This window comes from Lutibacter agarilyticus, assembly GCF_900188235.1.
Lineage (GTDB): Bacteria > Bacteroidota > Bacteroidia > Flavobacteriales > Flavobacteriaceae > Lutibacter > Lutibacter agarilyticus.
Genome location: NZ_FZNT01000004.1, coordinates 263,735 through 280,586 on the forward strand (window position 1 = coordinate 263,735; position 16,852 = coordinate 280,586).

The 16,852-nt window shown below is 31.2% G+C and carries 14 protein-coding genes; 5 read left to right on the forward strand and 9 right to left on the reverse strand.

The window, feature by feature from the left end:
• The first annotated feature begins 64 nt into the window (after positions 1–64).
• Positions 65–1,057 (forward strand): 1-acyl-sn-glycerol-3-phosphate acyltransferase, encoded by a 993-nt coding sequence (locus CHB67_RS08565; RefSeq protein ID WP_176461242.1) that lies wholly within the window; start codon positions 65–67, stop codon positions 1,055–1,057.
• Here the strand turns inward: CHB67_RS08565 and CHB67_RS08570 are convergent.
• The 4 genes from CHB67_RS08570 to CHB67_RS08585 form a co-directional block, all read right to left on the reverse strand.
• Positions 1,044–3,965, reverse strand: a complete 2,922-nt coding sequence (locus CHB67_RS08570) for a glycoside hydrolase family 3 N-terminal domain-containing protein (RefSeq protein WP_176461243.1) — start codon at positions 3,963–3,965, stop codon at positions 1,044–1,046. The two genes, CHB67_RS08565 and CHB67_RS08570, sit on opposite strands and share 14 nt — an antisense overlap.
• A 31-nt stretch (positions 3,966–3,996) precedes the next feature.
• Positions 3,997–4,485, reverse strand: coding sequence for an ABC transporter ATPase (locus tag CHB67_RS08575; RefSeq protein WP_089381350.1), 489 nt, complete (start codon positions 4,483–4,485; stop codon positions 3,997–3,999).
• 2 nt (positions 4,486–4,487) lie between these two features.
• The gene (locus CHB67_RS08580; RefSeq protein ID WP_089381351.1) at positions 4,488–5,306 is read right to left on the reverse strand and encodes a 3'-5' exonuclease; all 819 of its coding nucleotides are present in this window, start codon (positions 5,304–5,306) and stop codon (positions 4,488–4,490) included.
• A gap of 107 nt (positions 5,307–5,413) precedes the next feature.
• On the reverse strand, positions 5,414–6,262 hold the full coding sequence (locus CHB67_RS08585) for a PPK2 family polyphosphate kinase (protein WP_089381352.1): 849 nt from the start codon (positions 6,260–6,262) through the stop codon (positions 5,414–5,416).
• A gap of 131 nt (positions 6,263–6,393) precedes the next feature.
• On the opposite strand from CHB67_RS08585, the gene CHB67_RS08590 reads away from it, so the two are divergent.
• Entirely contained in the window at positions 6,394–7,353 is a 960-nt protein-coding gene (locus CHB67_RS08590; protein WP_089381353.1) for an alpha/beta fold hydrolase, read from the forward strand.
• Positions 7,354–7,391: 38 nt separating this feature from the next.
• On the opposite strand, the gene CHB67_RS08595 is transcribed toward CHB67_RS08590, so the two are convergent.
• From CHB67_RS08595 to CHB67_RS08615, 5 genes are all read right to left on the reverse strand, one after another.
• A complete protein-coding gene (locus CHB67_RS08595) occupies positions 7,392–8,555 on the reverse strand; it encodes a sigma-54-dependent transcriptional regulator (protein WP_089381354.1) in 1,164 nt (387 codons plus the stop codon).
• 90 nt (positions 8,556–8,645) lie between these two features.
• Complete coding sequence (locus CHB67_RS08600; protein WP_245813473.1) at positions 8,646–9,479, reverse strand: mechanosensitive ion channel family protein; 834 nt, start codon at positions 9,477–9,479, stop codon at positions 8,646–8,648.
• A 4-nt stretch (positions 9,480–9,483) separates the two neighbouring features.
• Positions 9,484–10,800: an ABC transporter permease gene (locus CHB67_RS08605; protein ID WP_089381355.1), complete on the reverse strand. Its 1,317-nt coding sequence runs from the start codon at positions 10,798–10,800 to the stop codon at positions 9,484–9,486.
• Positions 10,793–11,722, reverse strand: coding sequence for an ABC transporter ATP-binding protein (locus CHB67_RS08610; protein WP_089381356.1), 930 nt, complete (start codon positions 11,720–11,722; stop codon positions 10,793–10,795). Before CHB67_RS08610 ends, CHB67_RS08605 begins: the two co-directional genes overlap by 8 nt.
• A gap of 66 nt (positions 11,723–11,788) precedes the next feature.
• Complete coding sequence (locus CHB67_RS08615) at positions 11,789–12,484, reverse strand: hypothetical protein (RefSeq protein ID WP_089381357.1); 696 nt, start codon at positions 12,482–12,484, stop codon at positions 11,789–11,791.
• A 130-nt stretch (positions 12,485–12,614) separates the two neighbouring features.
• On the opposite strand from CHB67_RS08615, the gene CHB67_RS08620 reads away from it, so the two are divergent.
• The 3 genes from CHB67_RS08620 to CHB67_RS08630 all read left to right on the forward strand — a co-directional run bounded on the left by CHB67_RS08620 (position 12,615) and on the right by CHB67_RS08630 (position 16,773).
• Entirely contained in the window at positions 12,615–13,067 is a 453-nt protein-coding gene (locus CHB67_RS08620; protein WP_089381358.1) for a MarR family winged helix-turn-helix transcriptional regulator, read from the forward strand.
• A gap of 12 nt (positions 13,068–13,079) precedes the next feature.
• Positions 13,080–15,479, forward strand: coding sequence for a 3-hydroxyacyl-CoA dehydrogenase/enoyl-CoA hydratase family protein (locus CHB67_RS08625; RefSeq protein ID WP_089381359.1), 2,400 nt, complete (start codon positions 13,080–13,082; stop codon positions 15,477–15,479).
• Between the two features lie 109 nt (positions 15,480–15,588).
• Positions 15,589–16,773 carry a thiolase family protein gene (locus CHB67_RS08630; protein ID WP_089381360.1) on the forward strand — a complete coding sequence of 395 codons (1,185 nt, stop codon included), beginning with the start codon at positions 15,589–15,591 and terminating at the stop codon, positions 16,771–16,773.
• The last annotated feature ends 79 nt before the right edge of the window (positions 16,774–16,852 follow it).

A 16,852-nucleotide genomic window follows, 5' to 3' on the forward strand; every position in this document is an offset into this window, starting at 1 on the left:
CATGTTGAAAATTGTTTGGTATCAACTTGTGAAAAGTTATGTGAAAATTGGACTGTTTTTTCTGATGAAGAAAATTACAGTGTATGGTAAAGAAAATATTCCTAAAAAAGGTGCTGTACTATTTATTCCAAACCATCAAAATGGATTGGTTGATGCCATTCTAGTACCAACAACAAACGCTAGAAACACTCATTTTTTAACAAGAGCTGCTGTGTTTAAAAATGAAAAAATAGCAACAATTTTTGATTCATTAAATATGCTTCCTGTTTACAGAGTTAGAGATGGATTGAACACCATTCAAAAAAACTTAGCCATTTTTGAAAAATGCTTTGAAATATTAAAACAGAAAAAAGGGTTAGAAATTTTTGCTGAAGGTGAACATCATATTGAAAGAAGAATTATACCGTTAAAAAAAGGATTTGCAAGAATCATTTTAGGAACACTTCAAAAATATCCAGATTTAGAAATTCAAATTATCCCTGTTGGAATTAACTTTGATGCTCATTTAGCGTATCCGTGCAGTACAACTATTTACTATGGAGAACCTATTAAAGCTAATGACTATATAAATGTTAAAAATCCCGATTTAAAATTCTCGGAACTTATTTCAGTGGTTTCAAATGCTATGAAAAAATTAACGCTACATGTTGATGCTATTGAAAATTATGATGCTATTATTTCTAAATTAGAAGCTAACGGAATTGATTATTTAAATCCTTCAACAGCCAATGATCTATTGAAAAACATAGATAAACTACCTGAATCAACTACAAAGAAACAACAACCAACAAACTGGTTTTATCCGTTACAATTAGTAGCAAAAATAAATAGTATTGTTCCTTTATTAATTTGGAAAAAATTACAAGCAGGCATCACCGATATTTTATTTACAAACACAATTCGGTTTGCATTAATAACCACCTTATTTCCGTTTATATATCTTTTGCAGTCTGCCGTTATTTATTATTTCTTCACTATAAATTATGCGTTAATTTATATTGTTTTTTCAGTTGCCCTAGGGATTATTTCAACAAAAACAACTCCTATTCCTCAATAATTGCATCTTGTATAAACTGCTGAATATCAGTTCTAATATTGTAACGAATCAGGTCCTTATTACTTGCTGTAGGAAATATTCTATTCGATAAAAACACATACACTATTTCAGATTCTGGATCTGCCCAAGTATAGGTCCCTGTAAATCCGCTATGCCCAAAACTTGAATCAGACACGCATCCACACGTTGCTTTTTCTATCTCTTTAATTTGTGGCTTATCAAAACCAACACCTTTTCTTACCTCATCTTCAGCATAATACCTATGATTAAATTTATCAATAGTCTTTGGTTGAAAATAACGTTTTCCTCCATAATACCCTTTTTGAAGGTACATTTGCATTATTTTGGCAATATCATTGGCATTTGAAAACAAACCAGCGTGGCCACCGATTCCTCCCTGCATTGCAGCACCCATATCGTGAACATACCCATGAACTAATTGAAATCGATAATAATCATCATTTTCAGTTGGAATAATTTCACTCTTATTAAATTTTTTCAACGGCAAATAACTTGTTCTATTTGCTCCTAAAGATTTATAAAAATGGGATTCTGTGAGTGTGGCTAAATCTTTCCTATAGTATTTTTCCATATAATCTTTAAAAATATAATAGGACAAATCACTGTACTTATAACCTTCATGTTCTCTTTGTTCCTCTTTTGCTATAATGTTGATAATAGAATCTTTATAGTCGGTTCTTAAATATAAATTTTCAGCTACTTTTAATGCATAATTTTTAGATCGAACTTGACTATAATATGCTTCAGAAGGTTTTTTTGTAATACTGTCAAGCGTTCTAAGATAAAAAGGAATCCACGCGTGCAAACGTCCATAATGAGAAAGGACTTCCTTCACTGTTAAAGTATCTTTATTTGAATTCTTGAATTTTGGTAGAAGTTCTCCCAAAGTGCTCTCAAGTGATAGTGTTTTATTTTCTTCCAATTCCATAATTAAAGGTAAAGAAGCCAATATTTTTGTCAAAGAAGCGACGTCGTAAATATCAGAATTTTGAACTCGTATTTTTTTTTCAGAAGTGTGGTACCCAAAACTTTTATTGTAAATCACTTTTCCTTTTCTGGCCACTAACACTTGTAAACCAGGCGCCATTTCATCTTTTAAAACTACGCTTGCAATAGAATCTATTTTTTTTAATTTAGAACTACTCATTCCTACATCTTCAGGAATAGAATACCCTAACCGATTTAATGAAGTTGACATTAATCCGTGCCCTTCAGAAAAAACATTTTTAATTGATAAAGGAAGTTTCCCTTTAATATCTAAAGCTCCAAAAAGCATTTGAGCAGAAACCTCTTGGGCAACTTCACTATTTTGATAAGAAACAACTATACCTTCAATATTTTGAAACGTTTTTATCTGCAATAAACTATAAGGGCTTGCAAAAACATCTAAAATCACTTTATTTTCTCGGGCTATTTCTTGCAGCCAAACCAAATCTACATACCTAAATTTATAATCTTTCCAAGGATTTACATTTGACTTATGAAAACCAACAATAATTAAATTATACGGTTTTAACTTCACCAATAATTCATCTAAGTTAGTTTCTGAAATAACATCAACTTGCGCATAATTATTAAGCATATTCACAAATGAATCATTTTTTGAATCACCCAACTTCACATAAGCAATTTTCTTTTTATCTAAGTTTTGAATAGGAAAAATAACTTCCTCATTTTTCAGTAAAGTCACAGAATTCTCTACTAATTTACGATGTAACAACTCATCTTCTGCTGTATTCAAATCTTCAATAAGGTGTTCTGTTTCAATAGGCTTATAATTATTTAAACCTGCCCAATATTTTGTTTTTAAGATTTTTAGAACTGAATGATTTAATCGTTCTTCTGTTAATTCCCCAGAAGCTAATGCTTGCTTGAAACGTTCAACTGTTTCTGGAATATTTAAAGGGACATCTAACAAATCATTTCCTGCTAAAATAGCTGCCAAATTAATTTCTTGTGAGGAAGAAAAATTAGCCGACGCTTTCATATTCATAGCATCAGTAATTACAAGTCCTTTAAATTGCATTTCATTTTGAAGCAAATCTGTAACAATAGATTTTGACAAAGAGGATGGTAGCTCTTTGTTTGGTTCTAAATTTGGCACACTTAAATGCGCCACCATAATACCTGCAACACCTTCATTAATTATTTTACGAAACGGGTACAATTCAACAGAATCTAACCTTTCTTTAGTAAATTCAATAAAAGGTAACGCTAAGTGAGAATCGGTATCTGTGTCTCCGTGCCCAGGAAAATGCTTGGCACTTGCCAATACATTTAAACTTTGTAAACCTTTGGTAAATGCAATAGATTTTTGGGCAACATTCTCTGGATTTTCACCAAAAGAACGATTTCCAATAATGGGATTATTCGGATTTATATTTACATCAACAACTGGAGCGAAATTCATATGAATTCCCATGCTGTTACAATGCTTTGCAACCTGAACACCAAAAGCCGTAATTAATGCATTGTTGCTTACTGCGCCCAACGTCATATTCCAGGGATACCTGAATGTGCTTTTTAAACGCATATTTAATCCCCATTCACCATCAATACCAATTAGCAAAGGGTATTTTGATAATGATTGGTATTTATTGGTAAGCTGTGCTTGTTTTAATGGTTGATCTTGGAAGAAAATAAGTGCGCCAATATGGTATTTCTCAATTAAATTGGTGATGAATTTTTCATGTTTTTCATCTTTATTTGAATAAGCAGCTACCATAAATAGTTGCCCTATTTTTTCCTCAACGGTCATAGAATCTATAATAGCATCAACCCATTGTTTTTGCGCTATAGAATCTGTTGTTTTTAAAGGGTCAATACCTTGAGCCTTTAAAAACAAACCATTCATTATAAGTACTATGAATAGAATTTTTTTAATCATTAAAACAAAACCCTTTTAATTATGTTACTTTTTAAGATACTAAAAAACGCTTGTGCCAACTTTCACTAGCAGGAACTTCCCAATTGGTTTTAAAATCACTTTTTGAAGTAATCATATTGTTAAAAACAATGGTGTTTGAAGTAATTTTTTGAAGCTTTGCGTATTTTTGAAAATCGGCCATTGAAACAATATTTATATTGCTATCATCTTTAAATGAAATATTCAATTTATTGGTTAAATCTACTGAAAATTCATTTTCAAGTGTTTTTATAAAGTTTACTGAAGCATCAATTGAACAACCTGAAATATTATTAAAAATTTCATCAACAGCAATTACAATAAATTGATTGTATTTAACTTGATATGAAGCTTTTAAATCCTCACCATGACGTTGCCATTTCTGAATAAAAGCTTCAATTTTTAAACTAATTTCTTCAACTTCATTTTCAGAAAACTCGCGGCTTGATTGGTAAACCCAAACTCTTGCAGCATCATCTAAATCTTCAAAATTCAAATACATAATTATAATTTTTGATTGAATTTATTTTGTAAATCGTTCAATGTATTTTTCTCTTTACGAGGAAACATTCGTTCTTTAATTTCTTTTAAAACCTTTTTGGTATATAACGGAAAATCTGCATTTTGAATCCAAGAATAATAGCCTTTGTCTTTCTTCAAAATATCAGCTACTTTTTGACCTTTATATTTTCCAAACGTAAAAATTTCATCATCGTCATCATCAAACTGTATAAAACCGGCAAAATCTGAACGTTTTTTAAAGGTTGAATACTCACTTAAATAGTTAATATTATTTTCAATATCTTCGTATTTATCTAACTGAGCTTTTAAAATTTCATAAGTTGCCATTGTATCTGCCTCGGCCGAGTGTGCATTCTCTAAACTTTTTTCACAATAAAATTTGTAACCAGCACTTAAAGTTCGTTCTTCTTTTTTATGAAAAATTACTTGCACATCAACAGCTACCCTACCTTTCATATCAAAATCTACATTGGCTCTTAACATTTCTTCTGCCAATAATGGAATATCGAATCTGTTTGAGTTAAAACCAGCTAAATCACAACCTTTAATCATTTCACTTACTTTTAAAGCTAACTCATTAAAAGTTGGTTCTGTAACTACTTTTTCGTTTGTAATTCCGTGAATGTCTGACGCTTCTTTAGGTATTTCCATTTCTGGATTTACCAACCAAGTTTTGCTTTCTTTGTTTCCGTTAGGTAATACTTTTAATATTGAAATTTCTACAATTCTATCTTTTGCAATGTTAATTCCTGTTGTTTCTAAATCAAAAAATATAATTGGTTTTTCTAACTTTAATTCCATAGTTTTTTAAGTAATATTAAGTTGTAAATATACGATTTGTAATTTACGATTCACAAAATAACTAAAGAGGTTTTCCTTACTTTTTAACAAATATTTAATGATGAAATTTATTCGTTTTCTAGTTGTGTACGGTATTCATTTAAATGAACTTGATACTTTTCAGCAAGTTCTGGTTCTTTAAAATTATAAGACTTTAAATTCTCTAAAATAATTTCAGCAACTCTTAAACGTGCTGTTGGCTTATCATCTGCAGGAATTACGAACCAAGGCGCCTGTTTTTTTGAGGTTTTATTTAACAACTCTTGATAGCAAAATTGGTAGTTGTCCCATAATTTTCGTTCTTTTAAATCTCCTGGTGAAAATTTCCAATTCTTTTGTTTTAAACGCAACCTTCTTAACAACCTGTTTTTTTGTTCTTCTTTAGAAAGGTGTAAGAAAAATTTTAAAACAATGGTGCCGCTATTTACAATGAAATTTTCAAAATTATTGATTGCTTCCATTCGGCTATTGTAAAAATCCTCGTTTAAATCTTCAATACTTTTAATTGATGGAATATTTTCACTAAAAACATATTCGGGATGCACACGTGTAACTAACACATTTTCATAATGCGTTCTATTAAAAACACCTATTTTACCTTTTGCAGGTAAAGCTATATAATGCCTCCACATAAAATCGTGTTTTAATTCATTTTCAGTAGGTACTTTAAAACTATGTACCTCAACACCTCGCGCATTTACTTCTTTAAAAACTTCACGAATCAAGCTGTCTTTTCCTGAAGTATCCATTCCTTGCAAACAAATTAAAGCGGCATATTTACCTTCAGCATACATGGTATCTTGAAGTTTACTTAGCTTTTTACGTACCTTTTTTAGTTTCTTTTCTGCATTTTCTTCAACTTCTTTTGTAGCTATATTTTTTAAATTAATTGTTTTTTTTACTTTGTATGTATTCATTTTTTTAGCTGTATTTATTTTTTACAAAATACTAAAAAATGGAACAAAACTTCAAGTTTTATATTATTTTATTAATGGCAAAAATCAATAGTTTTAACAAAAAACAATACATTTGACTAAAATATAAACGTATGAATCATTCTTTAAAATTTATAATCCTATTTATCTGTATTGGAACCTTAAACGCCCAAGTTGATTCTGATATTTTTGAAAAATATGAATCAAAATTTATTATTATTGATGGATATCAAATTAATATTGAAGTAAAAGGTTCAGGTGATCCAATCTTTTTTTTACCTGGCGGACCAGGAAATTCTCACGATTATATGCAAGGTGCTTTTGGACATTATTATAACACAAATACCTTAGTCTTTTTTGATTTTTTAGGAAGAGGAAAATCTGACAATGCAAAAAACAAGGAAGAATATTCTGTTGAAAACGATACCGATTTAATTGAAAAAATTAGAAAGCACTTAGGTTTTTCCAAAATTTCAGTAGTTGGTCATTCCTACGGAACAGTACCTGCTCAAAATTATGCGATTAAATATCCTGAAAGCACCAATAAACTAGTGCTTATTTCTGGTTTCCATAGCGGATTGATGTGGCAAGCCAATTGTGATAGTTATAATGAATATGCAAAAAAACATTTTCCTGAAAAATGGGTAAAAGTAGATTCTTTAAGAACACTAGGTTATGTTTCAAGCGACCCAGAATTAATGAGAGTATATGGTGATTTTCCAACAAAATATATTTATTACCACAACACTAAAATAAGAGGAAATTCACCAAAAGAAAAATACCGAAACTGGAATAATGATGTGTACGCTCAAATAATTGGTCGTGATGGCGATTTTGAAGTAAGCGGTGATATGATTGATATTGATTTTAGAAGAAAACTAAAAAATGTAACCGCTCCAACTTTAATAACTGCTGGTAGATATGATGGCGTTTCAACTCCTGAATTTAATGTGCAGTACAAACTGTTTATGCCACAAGCCACTTTTGAAATGTTTGAACAAAGCGGTCACAATCCATATTTAGAAGAGCCTGAGAAGTTTTATAAATTATTCGAAAAATTTATGGGGATTTAATAAATAAAAAGGAGGCTTAAATGCCTCCTTTTTATTTATTATTTACTTGCAAATAACCGAACATCATTTTCAGAAACTTGCTTTTCTCCTAAAATAATCAACCGTTCAACAACATTTCTTAGTTCACGAATGTTACCTGTCCAATCGTAGGCTTGTAATAATGCTATTGCTTCGTTTGAAAATGTTTTTGTAGCTGTTCCTTGTTCAGAAGCAATTTGCTTAGAAAAGAAATCTACCAAATGTGGAATATCCTCTCTTCTTTCATTTAAAGCAGGTACATGGATTAAAATAACCGCCAATCTATGGTATAAATCTTCTCTAAAATTACCTTCAGAAATTTCCTTTTTTAGGTCTTTATTAGTGGCAGCAATTACTCTTACATTTACCTTAATATCTTTATCACTACCCACTCGTGAAATTTTATTTTCTTGTAAAGCACGCAAAACTTTGGCTTGAGCAGATAAACTCATATCTCCTATTTCATCCAAAAAAATTGTTCCTCCATTGGCTGCTTCAAACTTTCCTGCCCTGTCTTTATTTGCTCCGGTAAAAGAACCTTTAACGTGACCAAACAACTCGCTTTCAATTAATTCCGAAGGAATTGCTGCACAATTCACTTCAACCATTGGCGCTTTTGTTCTGTCACTTTTTTCGTGTAACCAATGAGCTACCAGTTCTTTACCCGTACCATTTGGTCCAGTAATTAAAACTCTAGCATCCGTTGGCGCCACTTTTTCAATCATATTTTTAATATGAGTAATGGCTTCACTTTCTCCAATCATCTCATATTTTTTGCTCACTTTTTTCTTTAGCAAGGTATTTTCAACCACCAACTCTTTTCTATCTAAAGCATTTCGAACAGTATTTAATAAACGGTTTAAATCTGGTGGTTTTGAAATATAATCAAAGGCTCCTAAACGCATGGTGTTTACGGCAGTATCCAAATCTCCGTGACCTGATATCATCACTACTGGAATTTCAGGTTTTAGCTTTTTAATTTTTTCTAAAACTTCAACACCATCCATTTTTGGCATTTTAATATCACATAAAACTAAATCGAAATCTGCTTTTGCAATTTTTTCTAAGCCTTCTAAACCATCTTCGGCATTTTCAACTTCATACGAATCATTTTCTTCAGCAATTATTTTTGTTAAAACTCGGCGAATAGCCGCTTCATCTTCTATTATTAATATTTTAGACATGTAGTGGTGTTTTTGGTTATTGACTTTTGAATTATATTTCACTGTATTTATTCAAAAAGCGTTCCAAGATTATTAATTTTAATTTATATGTTATTTTTCGCTATTGTTATAAAGGTGAATATCTCTTTGTGGAAAAGGTATTTGAACTTTCTGTTCTCTAAATTTTTTATCAATAGCAAAGCGTAAATCACTTTTAATTTTAAGGTGTGCAAAACTATTATTAATTGAAAAAACTAGCCTAAATATTAAGGCACTATCAGCAAAATCCATAAATAACACATCTGGTTTTGGATTTTTTAAAACTCTTGAATGCTCAGTTGCCACTTGAATTAATAATTGCTTAACCTTTTCAACATCAGAACCGTAAGCTACTCCAACAGTTAAGACTTCTGTGGTTTCCACACTGTTTTGAGTCCAGTTAAATAAACTATGTGTTAAAAACACATGGTTAGGAATAATTAACACTCTATTATCAATAGTAACCGCCCGTGTTGTTCTTAAATTAATTTCGAATATTTTTCCTACTTTATCATCAATTTCAACAATATCATTTACGTGCAATGACTTATCCAACAAAATAAAAATACCTGAAATAATATCTTGAAATAATGTTTGAAGCCCTAAACCAAGTCCTACTAATAAAGCTGCTGAACCTGCTAAAAGTACACTTACTTGAATTCCTGAAGATTCTAAAGCTATAATAATTACCAGTACATAAATAAAATATTTTAAAAAAGTAAATACCGTTTTAAATTTACCTTTGTCACCTTCTTCTAACCGTTTATTAATAATTTTTCTGGAAAATTTTAATATATTATTTGTAATAAAAAAAGCCAAAGCAACTACTAACATTGCCTTTACAGAGATATGAACTTGATCTGTGAAATCAAAAGTGTAATTTAAAAATTCGTTAATTTTATTCACCTTTTTAATATTTTAACCATTTATACAACTCTTTATAACTTGGTTTTTTGCCATACATTAATATTCCTATCCTGTAAATTTTAGCTGCAAACCAAACAATTCCTATAAAGGTAATAATTAATAAAAACATAGACGTTAAAATTTGCCACCAAGGAACTCCAAAAGGAATTCGCATAAGCATCACTATTGGAGATGTTAGCGGAAATAATGAAAACGCAACTGCAATTGGTCCGTGTGGATTTTCAATTACTGAAAAACCTACATAAATAGCTATAACCAAAGGCAACATTACTGGCAACATAAATTGTTGCGTATCTGTTTCACTGTCAACAGCAGCGCCAATTGCAGCATAAATGGAACTATAAATTAAATAACCTCCTAAAAAATAGACTATAAATGAAAAAAAGATGGTTAAAATTGGTAAATTCTTCATTTCTAAAAAAGCTATTTGTAAATCATTGTTTGAAGCTGAGTCTTGAACCTGCTGCATCATTTCAGGATTCATTTGTCCCATCGCAGTACTTGAAGTTGTTGCTTCAACCCCAAAAATTAACGAAACTAAATACATTAATAAACCTGCGGAAATTGCCCAAATTACAAACTGTAAAATACCTGCAAAAGCATTCCCCAATATTTTCCCCATCATTAGTTGAAAAGGCTTAACTGAAGAAATAATAACTTCAATAATGCGACTATTTTTTTCTTCAATAACACTACGCATTACAGAGGTACCATAAATAATAATGAACATAAAAATTAAATAACCAAAGCCACCACCTGCAATCATACGAAGAATACTACCAACTTTTGAAGATTTTTCTCCTGTAAAATTTTCAGAAGCAATGCTTACCTTGGTTTCAGCTGCTTTTATTTGAGCAATGTCTACTTGTAATTGTTCTATTTTAAGGTCTCTTATTTTACGTTCTAATTTATGTTCAATACTACTTATAACATTGATACTTGGTGCATCAACCGAATAAAATGAAATTCCTTCGGAAAGATTTTTTAATGAATCGTTTTTTGGAATATATACCAAACCATAATACAATTCTTCCGTCTTTACTTTTGCTTCATCTAAACCTAAACTAGTTAAATTAATGTACTTTGTAGCTTCTGTATCTTCAAAAACAGATGTTAATATTTCAGATTCATCAACAACAGCAATGGTTCTAATTTCTTCACTATTTTTTTCATTTAAAAATAGCATTAACATGATAAAACCTACCATTAAAAGCGGACTTAAAATAGTCATAACTATGAACGATTTATTTTTAACTTTTGCTAAAAATTCTCTTTTGATAATTAACTTTAACTTATTCATTGTTAGCTACGGCTTTTAGAAAAATATCATTTGCACTCGGAATAATTTCAGTAAAATGAGTTATTTGTGCTTTGTTATTTAAGAATTGAATTAAATCTTTAGAGGATTCTTCTTCCTTTAAATTCACCAATAAACGCACATCTTCATTAAAAGATAGTGTTGGTGAATTTTGTGTTAAAAATTGAGCATTGATATCTTGCAGAAGTACTTCTTTATTTTCACAAGCTAAACCAACTTCAAACTGATTGGTTTTAAATTCTTGTTTAATATCGTTTAATTTTCCGTCTAAAATTTTATTCGATTTATCAATTAAAGCAATATAATCACATAATTCTTCAACAGATTCCATTCTATGGGTTGAAAATATAATGGTAGCACCTTCATCACGTAATTTTAAAATTTCATCTTTAATTAAATTGGCATTAATAGGGTCAAAACCACTAAAAGGCTCATCAAAAATCAACAATTTTGGAGCATGCATAACCGTAACAATAAACTGTACTTTTTGCGCCATTCCTTTTGAAAGCTCTTCAATTTTTTTATGCCACCACTCTGTAATTTCGAATTTTTCGAACCAATATTTCAGTTTCTTTTTAGCATCAGCATAAGACATTCCTTTTAGTTGTGCTAAATACAAAGCCTGATCCCCAACTTTCATCCGCTTGTACAAACCGCGTTCTTCAGGCAAATACCCAATATCAAGCACATGGTGTGGTTGCAGGTTTTCACCATTCAATAAAATACGACCACTATCGGGTAATGTTATTTGATTAATGATTCTTATTAATGAAGTTTTTCCAGCTCCGTTAGGACCTAGTAATCCAAAAACACTTCCTTTGGGAACTGAAATTGAAACATTGTTGAGAGCTGTATATTTTCCGTAGGTTTTAGATACGCTCTCAACAGTTAAGACATTTTTCATTTGTTCGTTTTTAATTCGACAGACGAAAATAAACTTACTTTACGAGAAATTGGTAGTATTTTGAAATTATTCTTGAAGTTTTTGAATGTACTTATCTCTAATTAATTGAATACTTTCTAATGTGAACTTAGGTTTTACAATACGTAAAAACTCTTTAATACCTCCGTCTATGTATACAATTCCTTTAGCTATATCATAATTTTTATCAGACATATTATTCTTAATTTCAAAAGTAATAGTTCTAAATTCGTCCCAAGTCATATATCTTGGTACGGTAACGTAATAAACGTCGTCTTCAACATTCGATTTAAAAATTCCTTCAGCTAGTTTTTCTATATTAAAAAATCGATTGATACGTATTAAAGAATCTGTATTTTTAAATTTTTCACTTTTAGCAAAATCATACCCTTCATCTTTGTAATATTGTTGAACTTGAGCAATATCTGGGTATCTATTAATCCCTTTTACACGAATACCGTTTAACTTTCTTGCCCCTATTTTTACTTCACATTTAGCGCCATCTAAATTCAATCCATACTTTCTATTAATACCTGCGGTAACTCTTAAAATTTTCTCAAATGAATTCGGCGTTTTGGTAACAAAAATAATGGAATCGGGTTTTTCAACATCTGTAAACCTTGTATAATAGGAATCATATGCATTCTGAACATTGATAACAAAAGTTTTTTGTAGTATGTTCTCATTAACTGTATCTATATTTTCTTGCTTTATAATTTTCCCAACATATTCTAATGAAGCCATAATATTTTAATTTTGTAGTTTAGTTTTTTAAACTTATCTATTTTTTTTTAAAAAACCAAACAAAACCTACACAAACAGAAATTTTAATTATTTATTATGCGTGCATAGTATTTTTTTATATATTTGGTAAATGCAAAAAGAACAAACTATAGATCACGCACTTAGAGCCACTTGGCAAGCGGTAGCTAAAATGTATAATGAACAGGCTGTAAAACATGATAGTACTATGGCTATGGCTTTTGTTTTGTTGAATATTGATAAGGAACATGGAACTCCCTCAACTGCATTAGGACCACAAATGGGAATGGAACCTACTAGTTTATCTAGAATTTTAAAAAGTATGGAAGAAAAGGGAGCTATTTACCGAGAAAAAAACCCCGATGATGGCCGAAGCGTACTTATAAAATTAACAGATTTTGGTTTAACAAAAAGAAATGCTTCAAAACAATATGTAATTCAATTCAACGAAACTGTAAAAAACCAGTTAACCGCTCAACAAATTGAAAACTTTTTTGAAGTAACCAAAACTATTAACAAGCTAATTGCAGAGAAATCAATTTTTGATACTATACCTACTAAATAAAATAAACTTAACATGAAAAGACCAATAAAAAAAATTGCCGTAATAGGTTCCGGAATTATGGGATCTGGTATTGCTTGTCATTTCGCAAATATAGGTGTTGAAGTTTTGCTGCTCGATATTGTTCCGTTTGAACTGAACGATGCCGAAAAAGCAAAAGGACTTACACTTGAAAATAAATTTGTTAGAAATAGATTGGTAAACGACAGTTTAAAGGCCGCTTTAAAATCAAAACCGTCACCTATTTACAACCAAAAGTTTGCGAGTAGAATTTCAACAGGAAATTTAGACGATGATTTACATAAAATTAAAGATGTAGATTGGATAATTGAAGTGGTTATTGAACGCTTAGACATTAAAAAATCGGTTTTTGAAAAGATTGAAAAATATAGAAAGCCCGGAACATTAATAACTTCAAACACTTCTGGAATTCCTATCATTCAAATGAATGAAGGGCGAAGTGAAGACTTTCAAAAGCACTTTGCAGTAACACATTTTTTTAATCCGCCACGCTATTTAAAATTATTTGAAGTGGTTCCTGGTCCAAATTGTTCGCAAGAAGTTACTGACTTTTTAATGCTATATGGAGAGAAATTCTTAGGAAAAACTTCGGTTTTAGCAAAAGATACTCCTGCATTTATTGGAAATAGAGTCGGTATATTTGGAATCATGAGTTTATTTCATCAGGTAAAAGAATTAGGTTTAACTGTTGAAGAAGTTGATAAATTAACTGGGCCTGTTATTGGTAGACCAAAATCTGCGACCTTTAGAACTGTTGATGTAGTTGGTTTAGATACACTAGTACATGTTGCCAACGGTATTTATGAAAACTGCCCTAACGACGAGTCGCACGAACTGTTTAAACTGCCTTCCTTCATTAATACAATGATGGAAAACAAGTGGTTAGGAAGCAAAACAAACCAAGGTTTTTATAAAAAAGTAGTTGAAGGTGGAAAAAAATCTATTCAAGCTTTAGATTTAGAAACACTGGAATACAAACCAAGTAAAAAAGCAAAATTTGCAACGCTTGAACTTACCAAAACTATTGATAAAGTTATTGATCGTTTTAAAGTGTTGGTAAAAGGAAAAGACAAAGCAGGTGAATTTTATCGTAAGAATTTTGCCGCAATGTTTGGCTATGTTCAAAATAGAATTCCTGAAATTTCAGATGAATTATACCGTTTAGACGATGCCATGAAAGCTGGTTTTGGTTGGGAACACGGACCTTTCCAAATTTGGGACGCTATTGGTGTTGAAAAAGGTATTGAGCTAATGCAAGCCGAAAACATTCCTGTTGCAAATTGGGTAACTGAAATGGTTGCTGACGGACATAAATCGTTCTACACAGTTTGCGAAGGAGCTAAGTATTATTATGATATTGCTTCAAAAGAGCAGGTTAAAATCCCTGGTCAGGATAGTTTTATAATTCTTGATAATATAAGAGAGGCAAAAACTATTTGGTCAAATTCAGGAGCATCCATTCAACATTTAGGAGATGGTGTTTTAAACATCGAATTTCAATCTAAAATGAATACACTTGGTGGCGAAGTTTTACAAGCCATTAATAAAGGGATTGATTTAGCTGAAACTGAATACGATGCTGTAATTCTTGGAAACCAAGCTGCAAACTTTACAGTTGGAGCCAATTTAGCAATGGTTTTTATGATGGCTGTTGAACAAGAATATGATGAATTAAATTTCTCAGTCAAATATTTTCAAGATACCGTAATGAGATTGCGTTATTCATCATGTCCAACCATTATTGCTCCACACGGATATACATTTGGTGGTGGTTGCGAATTAAGTATGCATGCCGATAAAGTAATAGCCGCTGCAGAAACTTATATTGGTTTGGTTGAATTTGGAGTTGGAATTATTCCTGGAGGTGCTGGTTCAAAAGAAATGGCTTTAAGAGCTTCCGAAGGGTTATTAAAAGATGACGTTAAGTTAAATAAATTACGGGATTATTTTATCAATGTTGCAATGGCCAAAGTAGCAACTTCAGCTCACGAAGCGTATGATTTAGGTTTCTTTAAAAAACATAAAGATATTGTTGTTGTGAATAAAGACCGACAAATTGCAACAGCAAAACGCCATGCAATTCAAATGCTTCAAGACGGTTACACACAACCTGTTCCTAAAAAAGTTCAAGTTTATGGGCAACAAGCATTGGGTATGTTTTTAGTTGGAACAGATAGTTTGGTGAATGGAAAATTTGCTTCAGAACACGATCAAAAAATAGCCAATAAATTAGGTTATGTAATGGCTGGTGGAGACTTATCTGAGCCTACTCTGGTCTCAGAACAATACTTACTAGATCTTGAACGCGAAGCTTTTATGAGTTTGTGTGCTGAACGCAAAACATTAGAGCGTATTGAGCATATGTTAAAAACAGGTAAACCATTACGTAACTAGAGTTTAAAAGTTGAAAGTTAAAAAGTCTAAAAGTTTGGTGTGACTTAGCGGAGTCGAAGTCTTAATCAAATTAACTAACAACTAAAAACCAATAACTAAAAACTAAATGATGAAAACAGCATATATAGTACAAGGATATAGAACAGCAGTGGGTAAAGCTCCACGAGGAGTTTTTAGGTTTAAAAGACCTGATGAATTGGCCGCTGAAACTATTGAACATTTATTAAAAGATATACCTCAGTTAGATAAAAAAAGAATTGACGATGTAATTGTTGGTAACGCCATGCCTGAAGCCGAACAAGGTTTAAATATGGGACGTTTAATTTCATTAATGGGATTAAAAATTGAAGATGTTCCCGGAATGACGGTAAATCGTTATTGTGCATCAGGGTTAGAAACTGTAAGTATTGCAGTTGCTAAAATACAATCTGGAATGGCCGATTGTATTATTGCCGGTGGTGTTGAAAGTATGAGTTATATTCCAATGGGTGGTTACCGTCCAGTTCCAAATTATAAATCTGCCAAAGAAGGTCACGAAGATTATTATTGGGGAATGGGTTTAACTGCTGAAGCAGTTGCAACTCAATTTAAAGTTTCTCGTGAAGACCAAGATGCATTTGCTTTTGGTTCTCATATGAAAGCTTTAGAAGCACAAGCTCAACACAAGTTTGATGATGATATAGTTCCAATCACCGTTGAAAATATTTTTTTAGATGAAAACGGTAAAAAACAAACAAAGAATTATGCTGTTTCAGTTGATGAAGGTCCGCGTAAAGGAACTTCAATTGAAGCATTATCTAAACTAAGACCCGTATTTGAACAAGGTGGAACTGTTACGGCTGGTAACTCTAGTCAAATGAGTGACGGTGCAGCTTTTTTATTAGTAATGAGCGAAGAAATGGTAAAAGAACTAAATATTGAACCTATTGCTCGTATGGTTTCTTTTGCTGCAGTAGGTGTTGAACCTAGAATTATGGGAATAGGACCTGTAAAAGCAATACCGAAAGCATTAAAACAAGCGAACTTAACACTTAATGATATTGATTTAATTGAATTAAATGAGGCTTTTGCATCACAATCATTGGCTGTTATGCGTGAGTTAAATATCAACCAAGATATTGTAAATGTAAACGGAGGTGCAATTGCTTTGGGTCATCCACTTGGTTGTACAGGAGCAAAATTATCTGTTCAACTTCTGAATGAAATGAGACGACGTAAAAACAAATATGGTATTGTAACTATGTGTGTTGGAACTGGACAAGGAGCTGCAGGAGTTTATGAATTATTGAAATAAACGCCCATCCAAACCTTCCCAAAGGGAAGGCTTAAAAAAATAAAAGTCTAACTATAAAAACTATTTCTCTCTTATAGAA

Coding starts and splice junctions, on each gene's coding strand:
- CHB67_RS08565 (WP_176461242.1), top strand. CDS start 65: ATGAAGAAAATTACAGTGTATGGTAAAGAAAATATTCCTAAAAAAGGT.
- CHB67_RS08570 (WP_176461243.1), bottom strand. CDS start 3,965: ATGATTAAAAAAATTCTATTCATAGTACTTATAATGAATGGTTTGTTT.
- CHB67_RS08575 (WP_089381350.1), bottom strand. CDS start 4,485: ATGTATTTGAATTTTGAAGATTTAGATGATGCTGCAAGAGTTTGGGTT.
- CHB67_RS08580 (WP_089381351.1), bottom strand. CDS start 5,306: ATGGAATTAAAGTTAGAAAAACCAATTATATTTTTTGATTTAGAAACA.
- CHB67_RS08585 (WP_089381352.1), bottom strand. CDS start 6,262: ATGAATACATACAAAGTAAAAAAAACAATTAATTTAAAAAATATAGCT.
- CHB67_RS08590 (WP_089381353.1), top strand. CDS start 6,394: ATGAATCATTCTTTAAAATTTATAATCCTATTTATCTGTATTGGAACC.
- CHB67_RS08595 (WP_089381354.1), bottom strand. CDS start 8,555: ATGTCTAAAATATTAATAATAGAAGATGAAGCGGCTATTCGCCGAGTT.
- CHB67_RS08605 (WP_089381355.1), bottom strand. CDS start 10,800: ATGAATAAGTTAAAGTTAATTATCAAAAGAGAATTTTTAGCAAAAGTT.
- CHB67_RS08610 (WP_089381356.1), bottom strand. CDS start 11,722: ATGAAAAATGTCTTAACTGTTGAGAGCGTATCTAAAACCTACGGAAAA.
- CHB67_RS08615 (WP_089381357.1), bottom strand. CDS start 12,484: ATGGCTTCATTAGAATATGTTGGGAAAATTATAAAGCAAGAAAATATA.
- CHB67_RS08620 (WP_089381358.1), top strand. CDS start 12,615: ATGCAAAAAGAACAAACTATAGATCACGCACTTAGAGCCACTTGGCAA.
- CHB67_RS08625 (WP_089381359.1), top strand. CDS start 13,080: ATGAAAAGACCAATAAAAAAAATTGCCGTAATAGGTTCCGGAATTATG.
- CHB67_RS08630 (WP_089381360.1), top strand. CDS start 15,589: ATGAAAACAGCATATATAGTACAAGGATATAGAACAGCAGTGGGTAAA.